Origin of the sequence: Bradyrhizobium sp. C9, from assembly GCF_002532045.1 — a bacterium.
Taxonomy (GTDB): domain Bacteria; phylum Pseudomonadota; class Alphaproteobacteria; order Rhizobiales; family Xanthobacteraceae; genus Bradyrhizobium.
Genome location: NZ_NWTG01000002.1, coordinates 167,882 through 186,236, shown reverse-complemented (window position 1 = coordinate 186,236; position 18,355 = coordinate 167,882). Strand labels below are relative to the sequence as shown.

The window sequence follows — 18,355 nt, the reverse complement described above, 5'->3', positions numbered from 1 at the left end:
TCCATGCCGAAAATCTCCGTCGAGCGCACAGTCACACAGACGAAAAAGGCGGTGCTCGGCGGATTGCTCCGCTACAACAACGAGAAGATGGGGAAGCAGAAGTACAAGCGCTTCGCCATCTCGCTGCGGCAAGGCGACGAGATCGTCGGCGGCATCGTCGGCGAGGTCTGGACCGCGGTGTTGTTTATCCAGCTGTTCTGGATGGAGCAGAAGTTTCGCAACAAAGGCTTTGGCGCGAAGCTGATCAAGGCGATCGAAGACGAGGCGCGGCGCTTCGGAGCCACGCAATCCTATCTGGATACGATGAGCTTCCAGGCGCCGGGCTTCTACCGCGCCAATGGATATAAAGAGTTCGGTTCGATTGAGGGGTATCCCGGCGGCGTCACGCGCCACTGGTTTACGAAATCGCTATGACAACCTCCAATATCAAATTCCGTCCGGGTTCGAAGGAAGCGCCGACCGAGCCGTTCAAGCGCTCGGTGTCGGCGTGCCTGAAGGCGATCGCCAAGAAGCCGGAGCTCGAGGTCTCTTTCGCCGCCGAGCGGCCTGGGCTTGCGCCCGGCAAGGCGCGGTTGCCCGAGCCGGCGCGCAAGATGACCAAGCGCGATGCGGCGATCGTGCGCGGCCACGCCGATTCGATCGCGCTCAAGATCGCCTGTCACGATCCCAAGGTGCATCGCAAGCTGATGCCGGGCAATCCGCAGGCGCGCGGCGTGTTCGAGGCGGTCGAGCAGGCGCGCGTCGAGGCGATCGGCTCGCGGCGGATGGCCGGCGTTGCGAAGAACCTCACCGCAATGCTCGACGATCATTTCCACCGCGGCAAGTATGACGAGATCACCGACCGCGCCGATGCGCCGCTGTCGGACGCGCTGGCGATGCTGGTGCGCGAACGGCTGACCGGCATGGCGCCGCCCGCGGCCGCCAAGAAGATGGTCGATCTCTGGCGTCCGACGCTGGAGGACAAGATCGGCTCGCGGCTCGATCAGCTCAGCCGTTTCACCGAGGATCAGGCCAGGTTCGGCGACATGGTCCACGATCTGCTGTCGGCGCTCGATCTCGGCGACGACCGCAACATGGATTCCGACGACGACGATGACCAGGACGAGAACCAGGACGGCGAGAACGATCAGTCCGGCGCCGAGGGCTCGCCCGATTCCGACGCCGCGCAGGAGATGAGCGCCGACCAGGCCCAGACGTCAGCTGAAGAGATGAGCGAAAGCGCGATGGAGAGCGCGCAGGCTTCCACGTCGGACACGTTCGACGACGGCGAGCTCGGTGACGACGAGACGCCGGGCGAGGCGACGCGGCCGAATTCCCGCGGCCAGAACGAGCCGCGCGGGCCGGAATATCATGCGTTCGCGCCGAAATTCGACGAGGTGATCGCCGCCGAAGATCTCTGCGATCACGACGAGCTCGAGCGGCTGCGCTCCTATCTCGACAAGCAGCTCGCGCATCTGCAGGGCATCGTGGCGCGGCTCGCCAACCGCCTGCAGCGCCGCCTGATGGCGCAGCAGAACCGCGCCTGGGATTTCGATCTCGAGGAAGGCATCCTGGATCCGGCGCGGCTGTCGCGCGTCGTCACCGATCCCTATCATCCGCTGTCCTTCATGCATGAGAAGGAGGCGACCTTCCGCGACACCGTGGTGACGCTGCTGCTCGACAACTCCGGCTCGATGCGCGGCCGTCCGATCACGGTCGCCGCTACCTGCGCCGACATCCTGGCGCGCACGCTGGAGCGTTGCGGCGTCAAGGTCGAGATCCTGGGCTTCACCACCCGCGCCTGGAAGGGCGGGCAGTCGCGCGAGGCGTGGCTTGCGGCCGGCAAGCCGGCCAATCCCGGCCGCCTCAACGATCTCAGGCACATCATCTACAAGTCGGCCGACGCACCGTGGCGTCGCGCGCGGAAAAATCTCGGCCTGATGATGCGCGAAGGCCTGCTCAAGGAGAACATCGACGGCGAGGCGCTGGACTGGGCGCACAAGCGTCTGCTGGCGCGTCCCGAGCAGCGCCGGATCCTGATGATGATCTCCGACGGCGCGCCGGTCGACGACTCCACGCTGTCGGTCAATCCCGGCAACTATCTCGAGCGGCATCTGCGCCACATCATCGAGGAGATCGAGACCCGCTCGCCGGTCGAGCTGATCGCGATCGGCATCGGTCACGACGTGACGCGCTATTATCGCCGCGCCGTCACCATCGTGGATGCCGAAGAGCTCGGCGGCGCCATCACCGAAAAGCTCGCCGAGCTGTTCAGCGAGACCCACGGCTCGGCGCCCGCCCCGGGTACGCGGCGCCGTCTCCACTCGTGAGACATGCGCTCATCAGTTAGCCGTCGCCATGTCCTGCGAGGGATGGCGGCGGGGCTGTCGGCCGCGGCATTGCCGAGCCTTGCCCAAGCACAGGGCGCGAGCCAGCCGGCGCTGATCCCAGGACCGCCCGGTAGGCCGGGCCGCCATCGCGTCGATGAACCCGCAGCTGTCGAGGTCAACGCGCGGCCGCTGCCGTCGTTCGATATCCGCGATCGTGCGCGGGTGCGGTTCGGCGCGCTGGAATATCGCAGTGGCCTGATCCTGACCTCGTCATTCGCCGGGTTCGGCGGCCTCTCCGCGCTGCGGCTCGATGCCAAGGGCGAACGCTTCATCGCGGTCAGCGACCAGGGCACCTGGTTCACCGGCCGCATCGTCTATCGTGGCCGGGAGATGGCCGGGCTCGACGATGTCGAGGCGGCGCCGCTGCTCGACGCCCGCGGCAAACCGATCACAGCCACCCGCGGCTGGTATGATTCGGAATCGCTCGCGCTCGACGGCTCCATGGCCTATGTCGGGCTCGAGCGGGTCAATCAGGTGCTGCGCTACGATTTCGCCAAGGGCTTCACCCGCGCGCGCGGCGAGGTGGTGCCGCTGCCGCCGGCGGCGCGCAAGCTGCCCATCAACAAGGGGCTCGAGGCGCTCGTCTTCGTGCCCAAGATCATGCCGAAAGCCGCACCGGCGAGCCCGCCGCTGGCCGGCACGCTGATTGCGCTTTCCGAACGCGGGCTCGATGCCGGCGGCAACCTGGTCGCCTTCCTGGTCGGCGGCAAGACGCCCGGCCAGTTCAGCGTCCGCCGCACCGAGAATTACGACATCAGCGACGCGGTGCTGCTGCCGTCGGGCGATCTGTTGATCCTGGAGCGGAAATTCTCCTGGCTCGGCGGCGCCGGCATTCGCATCCGTCGCCTCGCTTTGTCCGACATCGCGCCCGGCGCCGTCGTCGATGGTCCGGCGATCTTCGATGCCGACCTCGGCAACGAGATCGACAACATGGAAGGCATCGATGCCCACGTCACTGATGAGGGCGAGACCGTGCTGACGATGGTTTCCGACGACAATTTCTCCCTGATCCAGCGCAATCTGCTGCTGCAATTCACGCTGGTGGACTGAGGCTTCTCTTCACCCTCCCCTGGAGGGGGAGGGTCGGCTCACATGGAGCGCAGCGAAATGTGAGCCGGGGTGGGGTGATCTCTCAACACGGACAGTTATCGGGTGGAGGGACTGTCACCCCACCCCGTATCGCATCTCGCTGCGCGCGATGCGATACGACCCTCCCCCTCCAGGGGAGGGTGAACGGAACGGCGCTATCGCATTGCTGGTCTGCCCCGGCCCATTCGGCGACGACGACGGTTGGTGATCGCGGCGGCCGCTTCTATCTTGTGCTGGCCGTTTCCCCGATCCCGGATATCCCTCGCATGAGCACCCTGTTTTCCCCGATCGAACTGCGCAGCCTCAAGCTCTCCAACCGGATCATGGTCTCGCCGATGTGCCAGTACTCGGCCGACGACGGCTCCGCCAATGACTGGCACTTCACCCACATCAACATGCTGGCGCTGTCGGGCGCCGCGATGTTCTGCATCGAGGCCACCCATGTCGAGGATATCGGGCGGATCACGCCAGGCTGCCTCGGCCTCTACAGCGATGCCAATGAGGCGGCGCTGAAGCCGATCCTCGCCTCGGTGCGCAAGCATTCGAAGGCTGCGGTCGCCATGCAACTTGCCCATGCCGGCCGCAAGGCGTCGAGCCAGCGTCCGTGGGAGGGCGGGCAGCTGATCCCGATCGCCGAAGGCGGCTGGCAGACGGTTGGACCGTCGGCTGTCCCGCATAAGGAAAGCGAGGCCGCGCCGCTGGCGCTCGACGACGCCGGCCTGAGGCGCATTCGCGAGGCCTTTGTCGCGTCAGCGAAGCGCGCCGACCGGCTCGGCATCGATGCGCTCGAACTGCACGGCGCGCATGGTTATCTGCTGCACCAGTTCCTGTCGCCGATCGCCAACAAGCGGACCGACCGCTATGGCGGCTCGCTCGAAAACCGCATGCGCTTCCCGCTGGAAGTGTTCGACGCGGTGCGCGCGGTATTCCCGGATCACAAGCCGATCGGCATGCGGGTGTCGGCGACCCACTGGGTCGAGGGTGCCTGGGACCTCGCGCAGACCATCGAATTTGCCAAGGAGCTGAAGACGCGCGGCGTCGACTGGATGGACGTCTCCTCCGGCGGCGTGTCGCCGCTGCAGAAGATTCCGCTCGGTCCGGGCTACCAGGTGCCGGCAGCACAGGCGGTGAAGGAGGCGACCGGCATCACCACGATGGCGGTCGGCCTGATCACTGAAGCGAAGCAGGCCGAGGAGATCGTGACTTCGGGCAAGGCCGACATGATCGCGCTCGCCCGCGGCATGCTCTACGATCCGCGCTGGGGTTGGCACGCCGCCGCCGAGCTCGGCGGCGAGGTCAGCGCGCCACCGCAATACTGGCGCTCGCAGCCCTCGACGCAGAAGGCGCTGTTCGGCAAGACCACGTTCGGAACACGCTGACGCAGCGTCTCGCCTGCGAGGTCAATGCATGGCGGGTCCGAACCAGCGCCTGAGCGCGGCGTCAAGGCCCGCCAGGTCTTCGCCGTCGGCCGCCCAGGCGATGCAGGCATCGGGACGGACCAGCAGCGACGGGCCGGCGCGCCTTGGTACGCATCGGACGAACATGTCCCAGCGAGCTGCGATCGCTGACGCAGCTCCATCCGTTGCATCGATTAGCACGGCCCTGCCGTCCTCCATCTGATCGAACAGCGTTGTTTCCGCACCGTTGTCGCCGAACGGGAAGTTGCCGGAGAGCCGGCCGACCATGGGATGATCGCTGCCGAGGTCGTAGCGGATCTTGATGCCGCTGATCATTTCGCCGAAGTAACGCGTGCCCTCATCGCCGCTCATCAGGTCGGCGACAATGTCGCGCAGGGCGTCCGTCATGACATCCGGCCGCATCAGCGCGACCTGGGCGCGGGTGTTGGCGAGCACCTTGGCCGCGATCGGGTGCCGCTCTGCCGTGTAGCTGTCGAGCAGGCTCTCCGGCATGCGATCGCACACGACCGCCGCGAGCTTCCAGCCGAGATTGACCGCATCGAGCAGGCCGAGATTGAGGCCTTGCCCGCCGAACGGCGAGTGCACATGCGCGGCGTCGCCCGCCAGCAGCACGCGGCCCCTGCGATAGCTGTCGGCCTGCCGCGCGTTGTCGGTGAAGCGGGTGGCGGTCTTGACGGCGGTAACGCGAACGTCGACGCCGCTGATCCGGCGCAACGTTGTCTCGATCTCCTCGCGCGTCACGGGCGCGCTGCGATCAGCCGGCGGGCCGTCGAACTCGGCCATGAACACCCGGCCGGGAATCGGTCCATAGGCCATCATGCCGACCGGCGTCCGCCGCCAGCCGACCGGCAGCAGACGATCCGGATAATCCAGGTCGACGATGGCCTGGTGTCCAGTGAGCGTCGGTTCGGTGCCGGGAAAATCGAAGCCCGCGCGCTTGCGTACCGCGCTGCGGCCGCCGTCGCAGCCGACGAGATAGGCGGAGTGCAGCTCGACATCACCGGAGGCATCCCTAGCCCTGGTCAGGATGCCGTCTCCGGTATCCTCGAAATCGATCAGTTCGCAGCCGCGCCGGACCGCGATGCCGAGTGCGTGGGCGCGCTCGCCGAGCATTGTCTCCAGGGCTTGCTGGTTCACGCCGCGCAACCGCCGGTGCGGCTCGCGCTGACGCGTCTGGTCGATCCCGAAGATCCCAGAGAAGTGACCGCCGAATTTCTTGAACGGCAGTTCGGTCGGCGCATCCGCACTCTTCATGAGCCTGGACATCCCCTCCGCCATGGTGCGTTCGACGGCATCCATCGCATCAGTGAGGCCGCGCCGCTCCAGCGCCTCGCCGGCGAGGGCGCCGATCGCGCCGGCCTTGATGGTCTGGTCGGGCTTCGCCAGCCGCTCGATCACGACCACGTCGGCGCCGCCCAGGGTCAGTTCGATCGCCAGCAGCAATCCGGTCGGTCCGGCGCCGACCACAACCACATCCGTTCGTTCACGCGTCACGCCGTCACCATAAATTTGTACTCAGTATAATATTTAGTATGGTACAAATTCTTCCATGTCAAACCGGGACGGATTGCGGGAGCGAAAGAAGGAGGCGACACGCCAGGCGATCTCGGACGTCGCCACCGAGCTGTTCGTGGCGCGCGGCTTCGACAATGTCTCGGTGGCCGAGATTGCCGAGGCCGCCGAGGTCTCCCGGATGACGGTGTTCAACTACTTTCCGCGCAAGGAGGATCTGTTCTTCGACCGTGAGGAGGAAAGCCGCCAGATTCTGAAGGCCGCCTTTGCCGAGCGGCCGTCCGGCGAAGCGCCGCTGATCACGCTGCGCAGGCTGGTGCAGCGCCTGGCCGATCGGGCGCATCCGTTCGCGAAATTCACCGATGCAACCGCAAAATTCTGGCGCACCGTCGCCGAGAGCCCGGCGCTTTCGGCACGGGCACGCGAGATGCGTGACGAATTGATCGATGATCTTGCAACCGTGCTGGCGGGCGCCATCAAGCGGCCGCTCGCCGATGCCGACGCCCGGCTCGCCGCATCGATGGTGGTGACGGCCGTGACCGTCGCCTATGCAGAGGGGCTTCGCGAGCACAAGGCGCGCCGATCGGCGGCCTCGACACGCGAGACTTTCCTGCAGATCATGGAACGTAGCCTTTCGGGCATCGCGATCATGCTGAAGGGGACGCCCTACGCGTAATTCCCGCCGGGGCCGCATGCGACAAAGCCATTGTTCTGCCGCAGCCGGGGCAGGTACTCTCCGGCGCGTGTGCGGAAGACACGCATCGAACAAAGAGAGGAAACCCATGGAACTCGGATACTTCGCGATGCCGTCGCATCCGCCGGAGTGCGGACTGAAAGAGGGCCACGATTGGGACCTGCAGGTGCTGCGCTGGCTGGACGAGCTCGGCTATCAGGAAGCCTGGATCGGCGAGCACCACACGGCGCCCTGGGAGCCGCATCCGTCGCCGGATCTGTTGATCGCGCAGGCGCTGCTGCAGACCAAGAACATCCGCATCGGGCCTGGCGGCTTCCTGCTGCCGTATCATCATCCGGCCGAACTCGCGAACCGCGTTGCGATGCTCGATCACCTCTCGAACGGCCGATTGAATTTCGGCGTCGCGGCCTCAGGCCTGCCGAGCGACTGGGCGATGTTCAATGTCGACGGCATGTCGGGCCAGAACCGCGACATGACCCGCGAGGCGCTCGAGATCATCCTGAAGATGTGGACCGAGCCGGCTCCGTGGACCCACAAGGGCAAGTTCTGGACGGTGACCAAGCCGGATACGATGTTCGACTTCCTCAAGCCGCACATCAAGCCACAGCAAGCGCCGCATCCGCCGATCGGTGTCGCCGGCCTGTCGAAGAATTCGGACACGCTGAAGCTTGCCGGCGAGCGCGGCTTCATCCCGATGAGCCTCAACCTCAACCCAGCCTATGTCGGCAGCCATTGGGACTCGGTGGAAGCCGGCGCCGCCAAGACCGGCCGCAAGCCGAGCCGCAAGGATTGGCGGATGGTACGCGAGGTGTTCGTTGCCGACACCGATGCGGAGGCATGGAAGCTCTCGACCGGCGACATGATGGGCCGGATGATGGGCGAGTATTTCCTGCCGCTGCTCGGCCACTTTGGTTTCAAGGATTATTTGAAGGCGTCGCCCGACGTGCCGGATAGCGACGTCACGGTCGAGTATTGCGCCCGCAACAACTGGATCGTCGGCTCGCCCGCGACCGTCACCGAGAAGATCGAGAAGATCTATCAGGAGGTCGGCGGCTTCGGCGTGCTGCTGGTGTTCGGCTTCGACTACAAGCACAAGCCCGAGGCCTGGCACAATTCGCTGCGGCTGCTGAAGCAGGAGGTCTTGCCGAAGCTGAAGCATCTCGATGCCTCGGTCGGCCGCGCGGCGTAGGTTGAGGGTAGGGAAAGGCGCGGGGCAGCGACGCTGCCTCGCGTTTTTTTTATCGCCTAACCGCAATGGCCTGACGCGAACTGCGCCGCATCACAGCAGCTTCACCGTGACCTTCGCCTTGCCCCTGTGATCGCCGTAGAACCATTTGTAGATCCAGGGCAGGCCGATAACGGCCTGGTTGACGTAGAGGAAGACCTCGCCGCTGCGATCGGCGGTGAACCTCGCCTTGTAGACCTGCGGATCGGTGTTCGGCGCTGGCAGCGGATCGAGGAAATACTCGTCGACGCCGGTCTCGCCAACCCGTGCGATCAGCCTGAACCATGGCCGGAACAGGATGCGCCGCAGGAAGATCGTGGCGTATCCGCGCCAGCGCATCGAGGGCTCGATCGTCGAGGTCCGGTATCCGATCGGCGTGACCGCGCGTCCGGCGTCTTCCCATGGCTCCGACATGGTGATCGCGATCTCGTAACTGAAGCCGGTGCGGACCTTGAGCCCGGTCGGCGCACAGATCGCGCTGGTGTCGAAATCGGCCGCATCCTGCGGGATACCCTTGTCGACGGCGACGAGCTTGTCGGCTGTGCTCCCCTTGCAGAAGGCGCCCATCGAGTCCGCGGCATTGAACAGGAAATGGCTGAGCAATGTCGCGCTGAACCAGACCAGCAAGGCTGTCAGTGCAAACGGAACGACATGCCGCTTCCCGACATTGAGGATCCACTGATAGATCGTGCTGGTGCGCAATCGATAGATCGCATTGTGCATGAACCCGGAGAGCGGCGTCGGGTTCGCGCGGTCACGCCAGATGATTCGCATCCTGTCGCTGATCGTTGCGCTGAGCAAATTGCCCACAGCCATCAGCACGAAAACGCCGATGATGCCGCCGGCGAACCATTCCGGGTTGCCGGCATACCAGTCGGTCCACCAATGAAGCGAAGCGGGCAGGAACGATTCGATGAAGCGCACCAGCTCCGAGATCATCCTGAACCAGGAGCTGAATTCGTGCTCCTTGTGCTGGTTATGGAATAGCCAGAACGCCGCCAGATGCAGCGACGCCGCGAGCGTGGCGAAGTAGGCGATCCGCCGCATCCAGACGAAATTCCACAGCTTCTCCTGCGCGGCATAGCGCGCCGGCGCACCGACAGGCGTTTCAAACGTCGTGGAGCCCAGCGGTGTGACCTGGCCGCTGCGCGAGACCACCACATAGTCTGGCGGAAGCCCGATCGGGGCATAGGCATTGGCGCCGCTGTCGATCCGCTCGAACACGCTTTCGTGGACCTTCGGCATCGGCACGCTGACGCCGGCATAGGGATCTTTGCAGAGGTCGGCGACCTTGCGGGGGCCATATCGGTAATAGGCGCCAAGGCCGGCCCGCGAATCGTAGAGGCGGCCGTCTTTGTCCTCGGAAGACCTGATCGCCTTGATCGCATCGGGGTCGGCGATCGGCGCACTCTTGAAGACGAGCCCGCGCTTGACGGCTTCGTCGACCAGCCAGGCCAGCGGCACGAAGGCGACGGCATCGTCCGGGTAGCCGCCGCCGACATTGGCATGCATGCCGACGAACCACACCTGGACGAGGCGTTCGCTGTCGATCGTTGCCGGCATGGCCGGTGCGGGCTGTCCCGGCTCTTGCTCCGTCCAGAGCACCGGATGAAACGTCGTGCGCTCGTCGTCGAGCGCCAGAGCGTGCCGTGCCCACTTGACCTTCGGACTGAGAATCCGGTTCGGCAGCTCAAGCGGCCACACCCAGTTCGAGATGCCGCGTGTCATCTCGTCGATCGGCAGGCCATAGGCCGCGACGGTGTCCCAGATGCCGATGAACTCGATCGCAGGCACCGGCTTCCGTACGATCTCGGCATAAGGCCTGTTGCGCTGAAGGCGGTCCAGCACCGGCACGAACACGTAGTCGCGCAGCGCGCGGAACAGCACCTCGATACGCCAGATCGAGTGGTAGCCCGCGGCGCGGTACGCACGATAGGCCTTCACCGCGCCGTCGTGCAGTTCGGCTTCGGTGTCTGCGACGATCAGGCCCTGATCGAGGATCAGTGCTGCGAGCGTGCGCACGGTGAACGCGCCGCGGCTGAATCCGAACAGGTAGATCTGCGAATCGTTCTCGTGGTCGTAGTTGCGGCAGATGAATTTGTAGGCATCCAGGATATTGCGCTTGAGACCGTAGCCGAAGGCGCCGCCGAGCAGCGCCAGCGGAACGAACGACGAGGTGCCGACGCCGTCATCATACTTGGCGGCCTGCGCGTTATCCTGCAGATCCAGCGACTGGAATATCCGCCAGACATTGGTGCGCCACACGCTGGAGGCGGCGTTGCCGGTGCCGTCGGACAGGATAATGATCTTGGAGCTCGGCATTGAAAGACGCTCGCTGAAATGGACGAAGCGGATGGCGCAGCGTAGTGGTAGCGGATTCGATTGCTACCTTGGATCGATATTTAGTCATTCTGTGCCACGACAGATGTGAACTGACGCACAAAAGCGTCACGAGGTCGCGGCCATGTGAGACGAGACGGCTTTCGCGCTGCTGCGAAAAGGCCTAGCCTGACAGCGGTGCAATTCATTGATGAGGCACAGCAATGCGCAGCCGCGTCAGAAAACTTGCCCATGTCCTGGAGCGCTTCGGTCTCGCCCTCGCGGGAGCTGCCAGCGGTCTGTTCGTCGCGATCCATGTCGGCTCGAGCGTGTCGGCGCTGACCTCGCAGGCGTTCCTGCTGATCATGATGCTGGGCGGAGCGATTGGATTCTATCTCGGCATCGATACGCCGCCAAAGCTCTTCCATCCGAAGGACGGGAGCTCTACGCGCAAGATCGACGCTGCGGAGCTGCTGAGCGCGATCGGCACCTTCCTCGCGACCATGGTCGCGTTCTTCTCGGTTGGTGTCGTTGTGCTGCGCAGCGAGCCGGACATCGCCTGGACCGCGGCGATCATGGCGGGCTGGGTGCTCGGCGTCGCCATGCAGATCGTCGCCGGCACGATCGCGCGCACCCGGGTCTGAAGCGCCGCCCGGCCCGGCCGGCTGCGCGCCGCCTGGCTTATTTGTTCGCGATCTTGGCGGGGTCCTTGACGGCCTTGAAGGTCTCGTGCTCGACGCTGTAGAGCTCGCCGCCGACCCTCTCGACCCTGCGAATGTAGATGTCGTGGACGACGTCGCGCGTCTTCGGGTCGATCGACATCGGGCCGCGCGGGCTTTCCCAGGCCATGCCCTTCATGGCCTCGATCAACGCATCGCCGTCGGTCTTGCCTCCGGTCGCCTTCAGCGCCTGGTAGATCAGATGCATGCCGTCATAGGCGCTGACGCTGATGAAGTTCGGGCGGACGTTGGCATTGGCCTTGCGGAACGCTGCGACATAGTCGCGGTTCAGGTCGGATGGATGGGCGGCGGAGTAGAACCCCGCGGTGATCGTGCCGATCATCGCATCGCTCATCCCCGGCAGGTCCTCGTCGTCGGCGATGTCGCCGGGGCCGATCAGCTTGATCCCGCTCTTGTCCAGACCACGCTCGACAAACTGCTTGGCCAGGATGCCGGCCTGGCTTGTCGGAACGAAAATGAACAGGGTATCGGGATTGCCGTCCCGTGCACGCTGCAGGAACGGCGCGAAGTCGGGATTGGCCAGCGGCACCTTCAGCGCTTCGACGATCGCTCCGCCCGCCGCGGTGAAACTCGCCGAAAATACGCCGGCAGCCTCACGCCCGGGCGCCCAGTCGGACGCAATGATGGTGGCCCGCTTCGATCCGTTTCTCGCCGCCCAGTCCGCCAGCACGCTGGCCTGCTGCGCGTGCGTCCAGCTGGTGCGTACGAAGTAGGGCGACCGCTCGGTCACGATCGAGGTGCCCGATACCATGACGACGGTTGCCGTCTTGCTCTCGGTGACCAGCGGTGCGAGCGCGAGCACGCTCGGCGTCAGCCCGCCGCCGAGGATCGCGGCCTTGTCGTTGACGATCAGCTCCTGCGCGATGCGCTTGGCATTGTCGGGCACGCTGGCGTCGTCCCGGACGATCAATTCGATCTTGCGACCGGCGACCATATCGCCGTGCTGCGCCATGTAGAGCCGCGCTCCCGCGACCGCCTGCTTGCCGACCGGTCCCAGAACGCCGGTCAATGGCATCACCAGCCCGACCTTCACGGTGTCCTGCGCTTGGGCTGGTCCCGGTTGCACCGCCGAAAGCGCCAGAACGGCGCCGACCAATACGGCAAATGGCGTTCGCGACATGGCCAGCCTCCTGCGGGTCCGGAAATGATGCCGGGCAGGCTCGCGACTATCGGCTTCGCCGCGGGAAAGTCCTGATCAAGAAGTGACAGAACGACGAATTTCCTGCTAAATTTCTCCGATTGATGCCGTCTGTGGGCATGGAGTGACCTCTATGGACCCGACGACTGAATCCGTTTTGATATTTGATTCCTTTGTGCTCGATCTCGCCCGCGGCGTCGCGCGGGCGGATGGCGTCGACCTCGATCTCAGGCCGAAATCATTCGCGGTTCTCCGCCATCTCGCCGGCAATGCCGGACGGCTGGTGTCCAAGCAGGATTTGCACCAGGCGGTCTGGGGCAACGTCGTCGTTTCGGATGACTCGCTGGTCCAATGCATTCGCGAGTTGCGCCTGAAGCTGCGGGATGACGACCACCGCATCATCAAGACGGTGTCTCGCCGCGGATACCGGCTCGACGCCGAGCCGATGCCGCTCTCGCACGATCGTGGATCGAGCAGGGTCTCGCGCAGGACGTCTGCGCCACGTGTCGCTGCATTACGCCTGGCCGCGCTTCCCCGATGGTTGCTGGTCGCCGGCCTGTCGGTGATCGCCTTCGCGGCGCTCGCATCGGTGCCGCCGATTGCCAATGGCATACAGCGTCCGCTGGCCGAACTGGCGAGCTGGCTTGCACCGCAGGATCACGGCATCGTGCCGGATCGGGATGTCGAGCGGATCACGGCGCTTGCCGCGGAGAAGCAGCTGCCGCTTCCTGCCTTTCGTGTTCGCGCGCCGGCAAACGACGTGCCGGACAATATCCGCCGCTTTCTCGGCGTGTGGGTGAGCGACGAAGGATGGATCAACTCGCACCGCCAATTCATGATGATCGTCACCAATGTCGATCGCGACGGTGCCGCGACCGGCTATCTCGTGAACGGACCGGCGATGCCGCACAGCCGTACGCCGGGACCCGGCTTTTCCGGCGGCTTCACCGGATATGTTCTGGACGATATCCTGCGATATGACGGCAATTCCGGCCTGCATTCCGCATCAGCGACCGCGGACGGACGGATCGAGTTCAAGCTCGTCTTTCGCGAGGGAGGCACTGGCGTGGTGTTTCTTGACCCGCTCTGGACGTTTGCCCACCCGGGCCACGTTGCACGTATCCAACCATGATCGCGCGCCGCGGCCCTGATTAGGCGCTGCGCGTGACGCCCAATCCCGCAAGATGCGTGTCGACGAACTCTGCGAGCCGCTCGCGCAACATCTCCGGCGGCACCGCGACCATGCGCTCCTCGAGGCCGAGCGAAATGATGCCGTGGACGGCGGAGAACATCATTCGCGACAGCAGCGCGACGTCATCGGGATCGCGACCCGGCAATAGCCGCACCAGCGGCGCGTGCATCAGCGCGAAGGCATCCATCACCATCGCCAGGATATCTTCCGGAAACGGCCGGTCGTCCTCCATCCGGTGCTCGAACAGCGAGCGCAGCAGATTGGCGTGCTCGGTGGCGAAGCCGAGATAGGCGTCCGCCAGCCCGTGCAGCTGGCGCAGGGGGTCGTCGGCCGGGACCGCCTTGAGCCGGGCGGTCAGGGCCTGAACGGTCTCCCGGTTCACGGTCAGGATCAGGCCGTCGAAGTCGCCGAACTCATTATAAACGCTGCCGATCGAGCAACCGGCGGCCTCGGCGACATCGCGAACCTTCAATGATCTCAAGCCTTTAGTTGCAACATACCGGCGCGCGATCTCGATCAGCAGAACTCGCCGCTGAAGTTTTTTCCGGTCGCGTCGCGATTCTTCTTGAACAATGTTCATTTTTAGGCTACTAATTTGAGCGTTGCTCAAGTTGGCATAGGAGGCCACTCACATGCAGACCCTAGCACTTCAATTGACCACCACCTTTGTCGATGACGCGATCGAGCTCGTGAAGGGCTTTGGCCACGCCATCTTCGCCCTGGCGACCGCCCCGATCGAGCGGATCGCCCGCGCCTGCGACGTCGCAGGTGTCCTCGAGCAGCGGCGCGCCGGCCGGCGCGCGCCGCGCCCGGCGGGCCAGCCTGGCAGCCGACGCAAGTCACGCCGCTGCCGCTGGTCGCCGTTCGGCGGCTTGAATGATCTGACCTGACGCGCCACTCCGCAATTGTCGCCGAAACCTCAACAAGGCGCTCACCATGTCCCTCGCGAGCCCGTTTCGAAGTCGATCGATCACAACCCTGGATAAGGTCTCGTACATTTCTGCCGGGCATGGTCGCGGCGCCCGGCGCGGGCCGATCTGCGCCGGTTCGAACCGATACGTTGCGGAAAAGACTAAAGGCTGCGGGATCTCTGTCATTTTCACCACGCCCATCATTCTCTGCCATTCGAACTCGCAGACCTGCCAGCGCCCTGCGCGCTAACCCAAGGAACCGGTCATGATCAAGGAATTGATGACGTCCCGCCGCTTCGCGCCGCTGTTCTGGTCGCAGTTCTGCTCGGCGTTGAACGACAACGTGTTGAAGAATGCGCTGGTCATCATGCTGCTGTACGGCATCGCCAACGAGCAGGGGCCGGCGCTGGTCCAGCTCGCGGGCGCGGTGTTCATCGCGCCGTTCTTCGTGCTGTCGGCACTCGGTGGCGAACTCGCCGACCGCTTCGTCAAATCCATCGTCGCGCGCCGGCTGAAGTTCTTCGAGATATTCGCGGCGGCCTTTGCCGCCGCCGGCTTCTTCACCCATTCGATCCCGCTGCTGTTCATCGCGCTGGCGCTGTTCGGCATCGTCGCCGCGCTGTTCGGCCCGGTGAAATATGCCGTGCTGCCCGACCAGCTGTTGGTATCCGAACTCGCGACCGGCAACGCGCTGGTCGAGGGCGCAACCTTCATGGCGATCCTGATCGGTACCATTGCGGGCGGCATGTTCGTCGCCGGCGCCAGCCATATGGGCTGGATCTGTGCCGCTGTGGTCGGTCTGTCGGTGCTGTCGTGGGGGTTTGCCTCGCGCATCCCGGTGACGCAGCCGTCCGCGCCCGATCTGCCGATCACCAAGAATCCATGGACCTCGACGGTGCGGCTGTTGAAGTCGCTCTATGCCGAGCAGCGGCTGTGGGACGGCATGGTGATCGTGTCCTGGTTCTGGATGGTCGGCGCGATCGTGCTGTCGCTGCTGCCCGCGCTGATCAAGGAAGGCGTCGGCGGCACCGAAGGCGTGGTCACGCTGTGCCTTGCCGTGTTCGCGATCGGCATCGCCTCCGGTTCGTTGTTCGCCGCGCAGCTGAGCCATGTTCGTCCGAATCTCGCGCTGGTGCCGATCGGCGCCATCGTGATGGGCGTGATCGGCCTCGACCTCGCCTGGGCGATCGCCACCACCTCGCTCGGCAAGGACGTCACCGCGGCGGCGTTCGCGACCTCGCTCGGTGGTTTCCGCATGCTGGCCGACTTCTTCCTGTTCGCGTTCGGCGGCGGCCTGTTCGTGGTGCCGTCGTTTGCAGCCGTGCAGGCATGGACCGCGCCGTCCGAGCGCGCCCGCATCATCGCCGCCGGCAACATCCTGCAGGCAGGTTTCATGGTTGCCGGCGCGGTGTTCGTCGGCACCTTGCAAGCTGCCGGCCTGCCGATCGCCTGGATCTTCTTCGGCCTTGCGATCGCGAGCTTCGGCACCGTCTGGTTCGTGCTGACCAAGTGGGGCAAGGAAGGCGTGCGCGATTTCGGCGCGCTGCTGTTCCGGGCGCTGTTCCGCCTCGAGGTGCGCGGCATGGAGAACCTGCCGCCCGCAGGCACCCGGATGCTGATTGCGCCGAACCATGTCAGCCTGGTCGACGGCCCGCTGCTGCACGCCATGCTGCCGATCGATGCGAGCTTCGCGGTCGACACCGGCATCGCCAAGGCGTGGTGGGCCAAGCCGTTCCTGAAGATGATCAAGCACTACACGATGGACCCGAGCAAGCCGCTGGCCGCGCGCGACCTGATCAAGCTGGTTGCCGCCGGCGAGCCGGTCGTGATCTTCCCGGAAGGGCGCATCACGGTCTCGGGTTCGCTGATGAAGGTCTATGACGGCACCGCGATGATCGCCGACAAGGCAGACGCGGTCGTCGTTCCGGTCCGCATCGAGGGCGCGCAGCGCTCGCATCTCAGCTATCTCAAGAACGGCGAGATCAAGCGGTCCTGGTTCCCCAAGGTGACGATCTCGATCCTGCCGCCGGTGAAACTGCCGATCGACCAGTCGCTGAAGGGCAAGTCGCGCCGCAACGCCGCCGGCGCCGCGCTGCAGGACGTCATGATCAACGCCATGGTCCAGAACGCGATGCTCGACCAGACGCTGTTCGAGGGCCTCGGCCATGCCTATCGCGACCGCGACACCGGCAAGCCGATCATCGAGGACGCGCTCGGCACCAAGCTGACCTATCGCAAGCTGATCGTCGGCGCGCAGGTGTTGAGCCGCAAGCTGGAGCAGGGCACTGCCGTCGGCGAGAACATCGGCGTGCTGTTGCCGAACTCGGCCGGCGTCGCCGTCGTGTTCATGGCGCTGCAGACCATCGGCCGCGTGCCGGCGATGCTCAACTTCTCGGCGGGTCCAGTCAACGTGCTGGCCGCGATGAAGGCGGCGCAGGTGAAGACCGTGCTGACCTCGCAGGCCTTCATCGAGAAAGGCAAGCTCGACAAGCTGATCGTCGCGATGGCCGGCCAGGCGCGCGTCGTCTATCTCGAGGATATCAGGGCCGACATCGGCCTCGGCGACAAGATCGCAGGCTTCCGCACCGGCATCGCGCCGCGCGTCGCCCGCAAGGCGAACGATCCCGCGGTCATCCTGTTCACCTCGGGTTCGGAAGGCACCCCGAAGGGTGTCGTGCTGTCCCACCGCAACATCCTCGCCAATGCGGCGCAGGCGCTGGCGCGGGTCGATGCCAATGCCAACGACAAGGTGTTCAATGTCCTGCCGGTGTTCCATTCGTTCGGTTTGACCGGCGGCATGATGATGCCGCTGCTCGGCGGCATTCCGATCTTCATGTATCCGTCGCCGCTGCACTACCGGATCGTGCCCGAGCTGATCTACCAGACCGGCGCCACCATCCTGTTCGGCACCGACACCTTCCTCACCGGCTACGCCCGCTCGGCACATGCCTATGATTTCCGTACGCTGCGGCTCGTCATTGCCGGCGCGGAAGCGGTGAAGGAGCGCACGCGGCAGATCTACATGGAACACTACGGCATCCGTATTCTCGAGGGCTACGGCGTCACCGAGACCGCGCCGGTGCTGGCGATGAACACGCCGATGGCGAACCGCCAGGGCACCGTCGGCCGGATCTCGCCGCTGATGGAATACCGCCTCGATCCGGTCCCCGGCATCGAGGAAGGCGGCCGGCTGTCGGTGAAGGGTCCGAACGTGATGATCGGCTATCTCCGTGCCGAGAATCCCGGCGTGCTCGAGCCGCTGCCTGATGGCTGGCATGACACCGGCGACATCGTCACGGTCGATGCGCAGGGCTTTATCGCAATCAAAGGCCGCGCCAAGCGCTTTGCTAAAATCGCAGGCGAGATGGTCTCGCTCTCCGCGGTGGAGACGATGGCATCGGCGCTGTGGCCGCAAGCGATGTCGGTTGCGGTGACGCTGCCCGACGCGCGCAAGGGCGAACGCATCGTGCTGCTCACGACGCAGAAGGATGCCGACCGCGCCGCCATGCAGCGTCAGGCCAAGAGCGTCGGCGCGTCCGAACTCGCGGTGCCCGCCGACATCCGCGTCGTCGACAAGGTGCCGCTGCTCGGCACCGGCAAGACCGACTATGTCGGCGCCACCGCGCTTGCCAAAGAAATAGCAGCGGAACTCGCGGCCGCGCCCGCGGCGCAGGCCGAGCCTGTCGGCGACGAGCCCGGGAGCGAGCCGGATTCGCTGCAGCAACACGTTGCATGAGCCTTGGCATGA

At 65.1% G+C, this 18,355-nt stretch carries 14 protein-coding genes; 10 read left to right on the top strand and 4 right to left on the bottom strand.

The genetic code is table 11. The annotated features are described in order from the left end of the window. The first annotated feature begins 3 nt into the window (after nucleotides 1-3). The 4 genes from CO675_RS05720 to CO675_RS05705 all read left to right on the top strand — a co-directional run bounded on the left by CO675_RS05720 (nucleotide 4) and on the right by CO675_RS05705 (nucleotide 4,837). Nucleotides 4-414: a GNAT family N-acetyltransferase gene (locus CO675_RS05720; RefSeq protein ID WP_095731654.1), complete on the top strand. Its 411-nt coding sequence runs from the start codon at nucleotides 4-6 to the stop codon at nucleotides 412-414. Beyond that, the gene (gene cobT / locus CO675_RS05715; protein WP_097671073.1) at nucleotides 411-2,309 is read left to right on the top strand and encodes a cobaltochelatase subunit CobT; all 1,899 of its coding nucleotides are present in this window, start codon (nucleotides 411-413) and stop codon (nucleotides 2,307-2,309) included. Before CO675_RS05720 ends, cobT begins: the two co-directional genes overlap by 4 nt. Nucleotides 2,310-2,312: 3 nt before the next feature. Continuing rightward, complete coding sequence (locus tag CO675_RS05710) at nucleotides 2,313-3,419, top strand: esterase-like activity of phytase family protein (RefSeq protein WP_198964500.1); 1,107 nt, start codon at nucleotides 2,313-2,315, stop codon at nucleotides 3,417-3,419. Between the two features lie 305 nt (nucleotides 3,420-3,724). Then, entirely contained in the window at nucleotides 3,725-4,837 is a 1,113-nt protein-coding gene (locus CO675_RS05705) for an NADH:flavin oxidoreductase/NADH oxidase (RefSeq protein WP_097671071.1), read from the top strand. Nucleotides 4,838-4,858: 21 nt separating this feature from the next. Here the strand turns inward: CO675_RS05705 and CO675_RS05700 are convergent, their stop codons facing one another. Next, nucleotides 4,859-6,370 carry an FAD-dependent monooxygenase gene (locus CO675_RS05700; protein ID WP_198964499.1) on the bottom strand — a complete coding sequence of 504 codons (1,512 nt, stop codon included), beginning with the start codon at nucleotides 6,368-6,370 and terminating at the stop codon, nucleotides 4,859-4,861. 55 nt (nucleotides 6,371-6,425) lie between these two features. On the opposite strand from CO675_RS05700, the gene CO675_RS05695 reads away from it, so the two are divergent. Together CO675_RS05695 and CO675_RS05690 are read left to right on the top strand one after the other, a co-directional pair. Continuing rightward, the gene (locus CO675_RS05695) at nucleotides 6,426-7,064 is read left to right on the top strand and encodes a TetR/AcrR family transcriptional regulator (RefSeq protein ID WP_097671069.1); all 639 of its coding nucleotides are present in this window, start codon (nucleotides 6,426-6,428) and stop codon (nucleotides 7,062-7,064) included. Between the two features lie 106 nt (nucleotides 7,065-7,170). After that, nucleotides 7,171-8,271 carry an LLM class flavin-dependent oxidoreductase gene (locus CO675_RS05690; protein WP_097671068.1) on the top strand — a complete coding sequence of 367 codons (1,101 nt, stop codon included), beginning with the start codon at nucleotides 7,171-7,173 and terminating at the stop codon, nucleotides 8,269-8,271. A 90-nt stretch (nucleotides 8,272-8,361) separates the two neighbouring features. Here CO675_RS05690 and CO675_RS05685 read toward each other — a convergent pair whose 3' ends face one another. Continuing rightward, nucleotides 8,362-10,629, bottom strand: coding sequence for a T6SS phospholipase effector Tle1-like catalytic domain-containing protein (locus tag CO675_RS05685; protein ID WP_097671067.1), 2,268 nt, complete (start codon nucleotides 10,627-10,629; stop codon nucleotides 8,362-8,364). Nucleotides 10,630-10,850: 221 nt separating this feature from the next. Between CO675_RS05685 and CO675_RS05680 the strand changes: the two genes are divergently transcribed. After that, nucleotides 10,851-11,270 carry a hypothetical protein gene (locus CO675_RS05680; RefSeq protein WP_097671066.1) on the top strand — a complete coding sequence of 140 codons (420 nt, stop codon included), beginning with the start codon at nucleotides 10,851-10,853 and terminating at the stop codon, nucleotides 11,268-11,270. 37 nt (nucleotides 11,271-11,307) lie between these two features. Here the strand turns inward: CO675_RS05680 and CO675_RS05675 are convergent, their stop codons facing one another. Continuing rightward, on the bottom strand, nucleotides 11,308-12,486 hold the full coding sequence (locus CO675_RS05675) for an ABC transporter substrate-binding protein (RefSeq protein ID WP_097671065.1): 1,179 nt from the start codon (nucleotides 12,484-12,486) through the stop codon (nucleotides 11,308-11,310). Between the two features lie 151 nt (nucleotides 12,487-12,637). Between CO675_RS05675 and CO675_RS05670 the strand changes: the two genes are divergently transcribed. Then, the gene (locus CO675_RS05670; RefSeq protein WP_097671064.1) at nucleotides 12,638-13,636 is read left to right on the top strand and encodes a winged helix-turn-helix domain-containing protein; all 999 of its coding nucleotides are present in this window, start codon (nucleotides 12,638-12,640) and stop codon (nucleotides 13,634-13,636) included. Between the two features lie 19 nt (nucleotides 13,637-13,655). On the opposite strand, the gene CO675_RS05665 is transcribed toward CO675_RS05670, so the two are convergent. Continuing rightward, a complete protein-coding gene (locus tag CO675_RS05665; RefSeq protein WP_198964529.1) occupies nucleotides 13,656-14,276 on the bottom strand; it encodes a TetR/AcrR family transcriptional regulator in 621 nt (206 codons plus the stop codon). A gap of 52 nt (nucleotides 14,277-14,328) precedes the next feature. On the opposite strand from CO675_RS05665, the gene CO675_RS05660 reads away from it, so the two are divergent. Both CO675_RS05660 and CO675_RS05655 read left to right on the top strand, forming a co-directional pair. After that, entirely contained in the window at nucleotides 14,329-14,586 is a 258-nt protein-coding gene (locus CO675_RS05660; protein ID WP_097671063.1) for a hypothetical protein, read from the top strand. A 286-nt stretch (nucleotides 14,587-14,872) separates the two neighbouring features. Further along, nucleotides 14,873-18,343: an acyl-[ACP]--phospholipid O-acyltransferase gene (locus CO675_RS05655; RefSeq protein ID WP_097671062.1), complete on the top strand. Its 3,471-nt coding sequence runs from the start codon at nucleotides 14,873-14,875 to the stop codon at nucleotides 18,341-18,343. Nucleotides 18,344-18,355: the final 12 nt, after the last annotated feature.

Bases quoted from the DNA above. Each gene is read 5' to 3' on its own strand.
- CO675_RS05720 (WP_095731654.1), top strand. From the start codon at position 4: ATGCCGAAAATCTCCGTCGAGCGCACAGTCACACAGACGAAAAAGGCG.
- cobT (WP_097671073.1), top strand. From the start codon at position 411: ATGACAACCTCCAATATCAAATTCCGTCCGGGTTCGAAGGAAGCGCCG.
- CO675_RS05710 (WP_198964500.1), top strand. From the start codon at position 2,313: ATGCGCTCATCAGTTAGCCGTCGCCATGTCCTGCGAGGGATGGCGGCG.
- CO675_RS05705 (WP_097671071.1), top strand. From the start codon at position 3,725: ATGAGCACCCTGTTTTCCCCGATCGAACTGCGCAGCCTCAAGCTCTCC.
- CO675_RS05695 (WP_097671069.1), top strand. From the start codon at position 6,426: ATGTCAAACCGGGACGGATTGCGGGAGCGAAAGAAGGAGGCGACACGC.
- CO675_RS05690 (WP_097671068.1), top strand. From the start codon at position 7,171: ATGGAACTCGGATACTTCGCGATGCCGTCGCATCCGCCGGAGTGCGGA.
- CO675_RS05685 (WP_097671067.1), bottom strand. From the start codon at position 10,629: ATGCCGAGCTCCAAGATCATTATCCTGTCCGACGGCACCGGCAACGCC.
- CO675_RS05680 (WP_097671066.1), top strand. From the start codon at position 10,851: ATGCGCAGCCGCGTCAGAAAACTTGCCCATGTCCTGGAGCGCTTCGGT.
- CO675_RS05675 (WP_097671065.1), bottom strand. From the start codon at position 12,486: ATGTCGCGAACGCCATTTGCCGTATTGGTCGGCGCCGTTCTGGCGCTT.
- CO675_RS05670 (WP_097671064.1), top strand. From the start codon at position 12,638: ATGGACCCGACGACTGAATCCGTTTTGATATTTGATTCCTTTGTGCTC.
- CO675_RS05665 (WP_198964529.1), bottom strand. From the start codon at position 14,276: ATGAACATTGTTCAAGAAGAATCGCGACGCGACCGGAAAAAACTTCAG.
- CO675_RS05660 (WP_097671063.1), top strand. From the start codon at position 14,329: ATGCAGACCCTAGCACTTCAATTGACCACCACCTTTGTCGATGACGCG.
- CO675_RS05655 (WP_097671062.1), top strand. From the start codon at position 14,873: ATGATCAAGGAATTGATGACGTCCCGCCGCTTCGCGCCGCTGTTCTGG.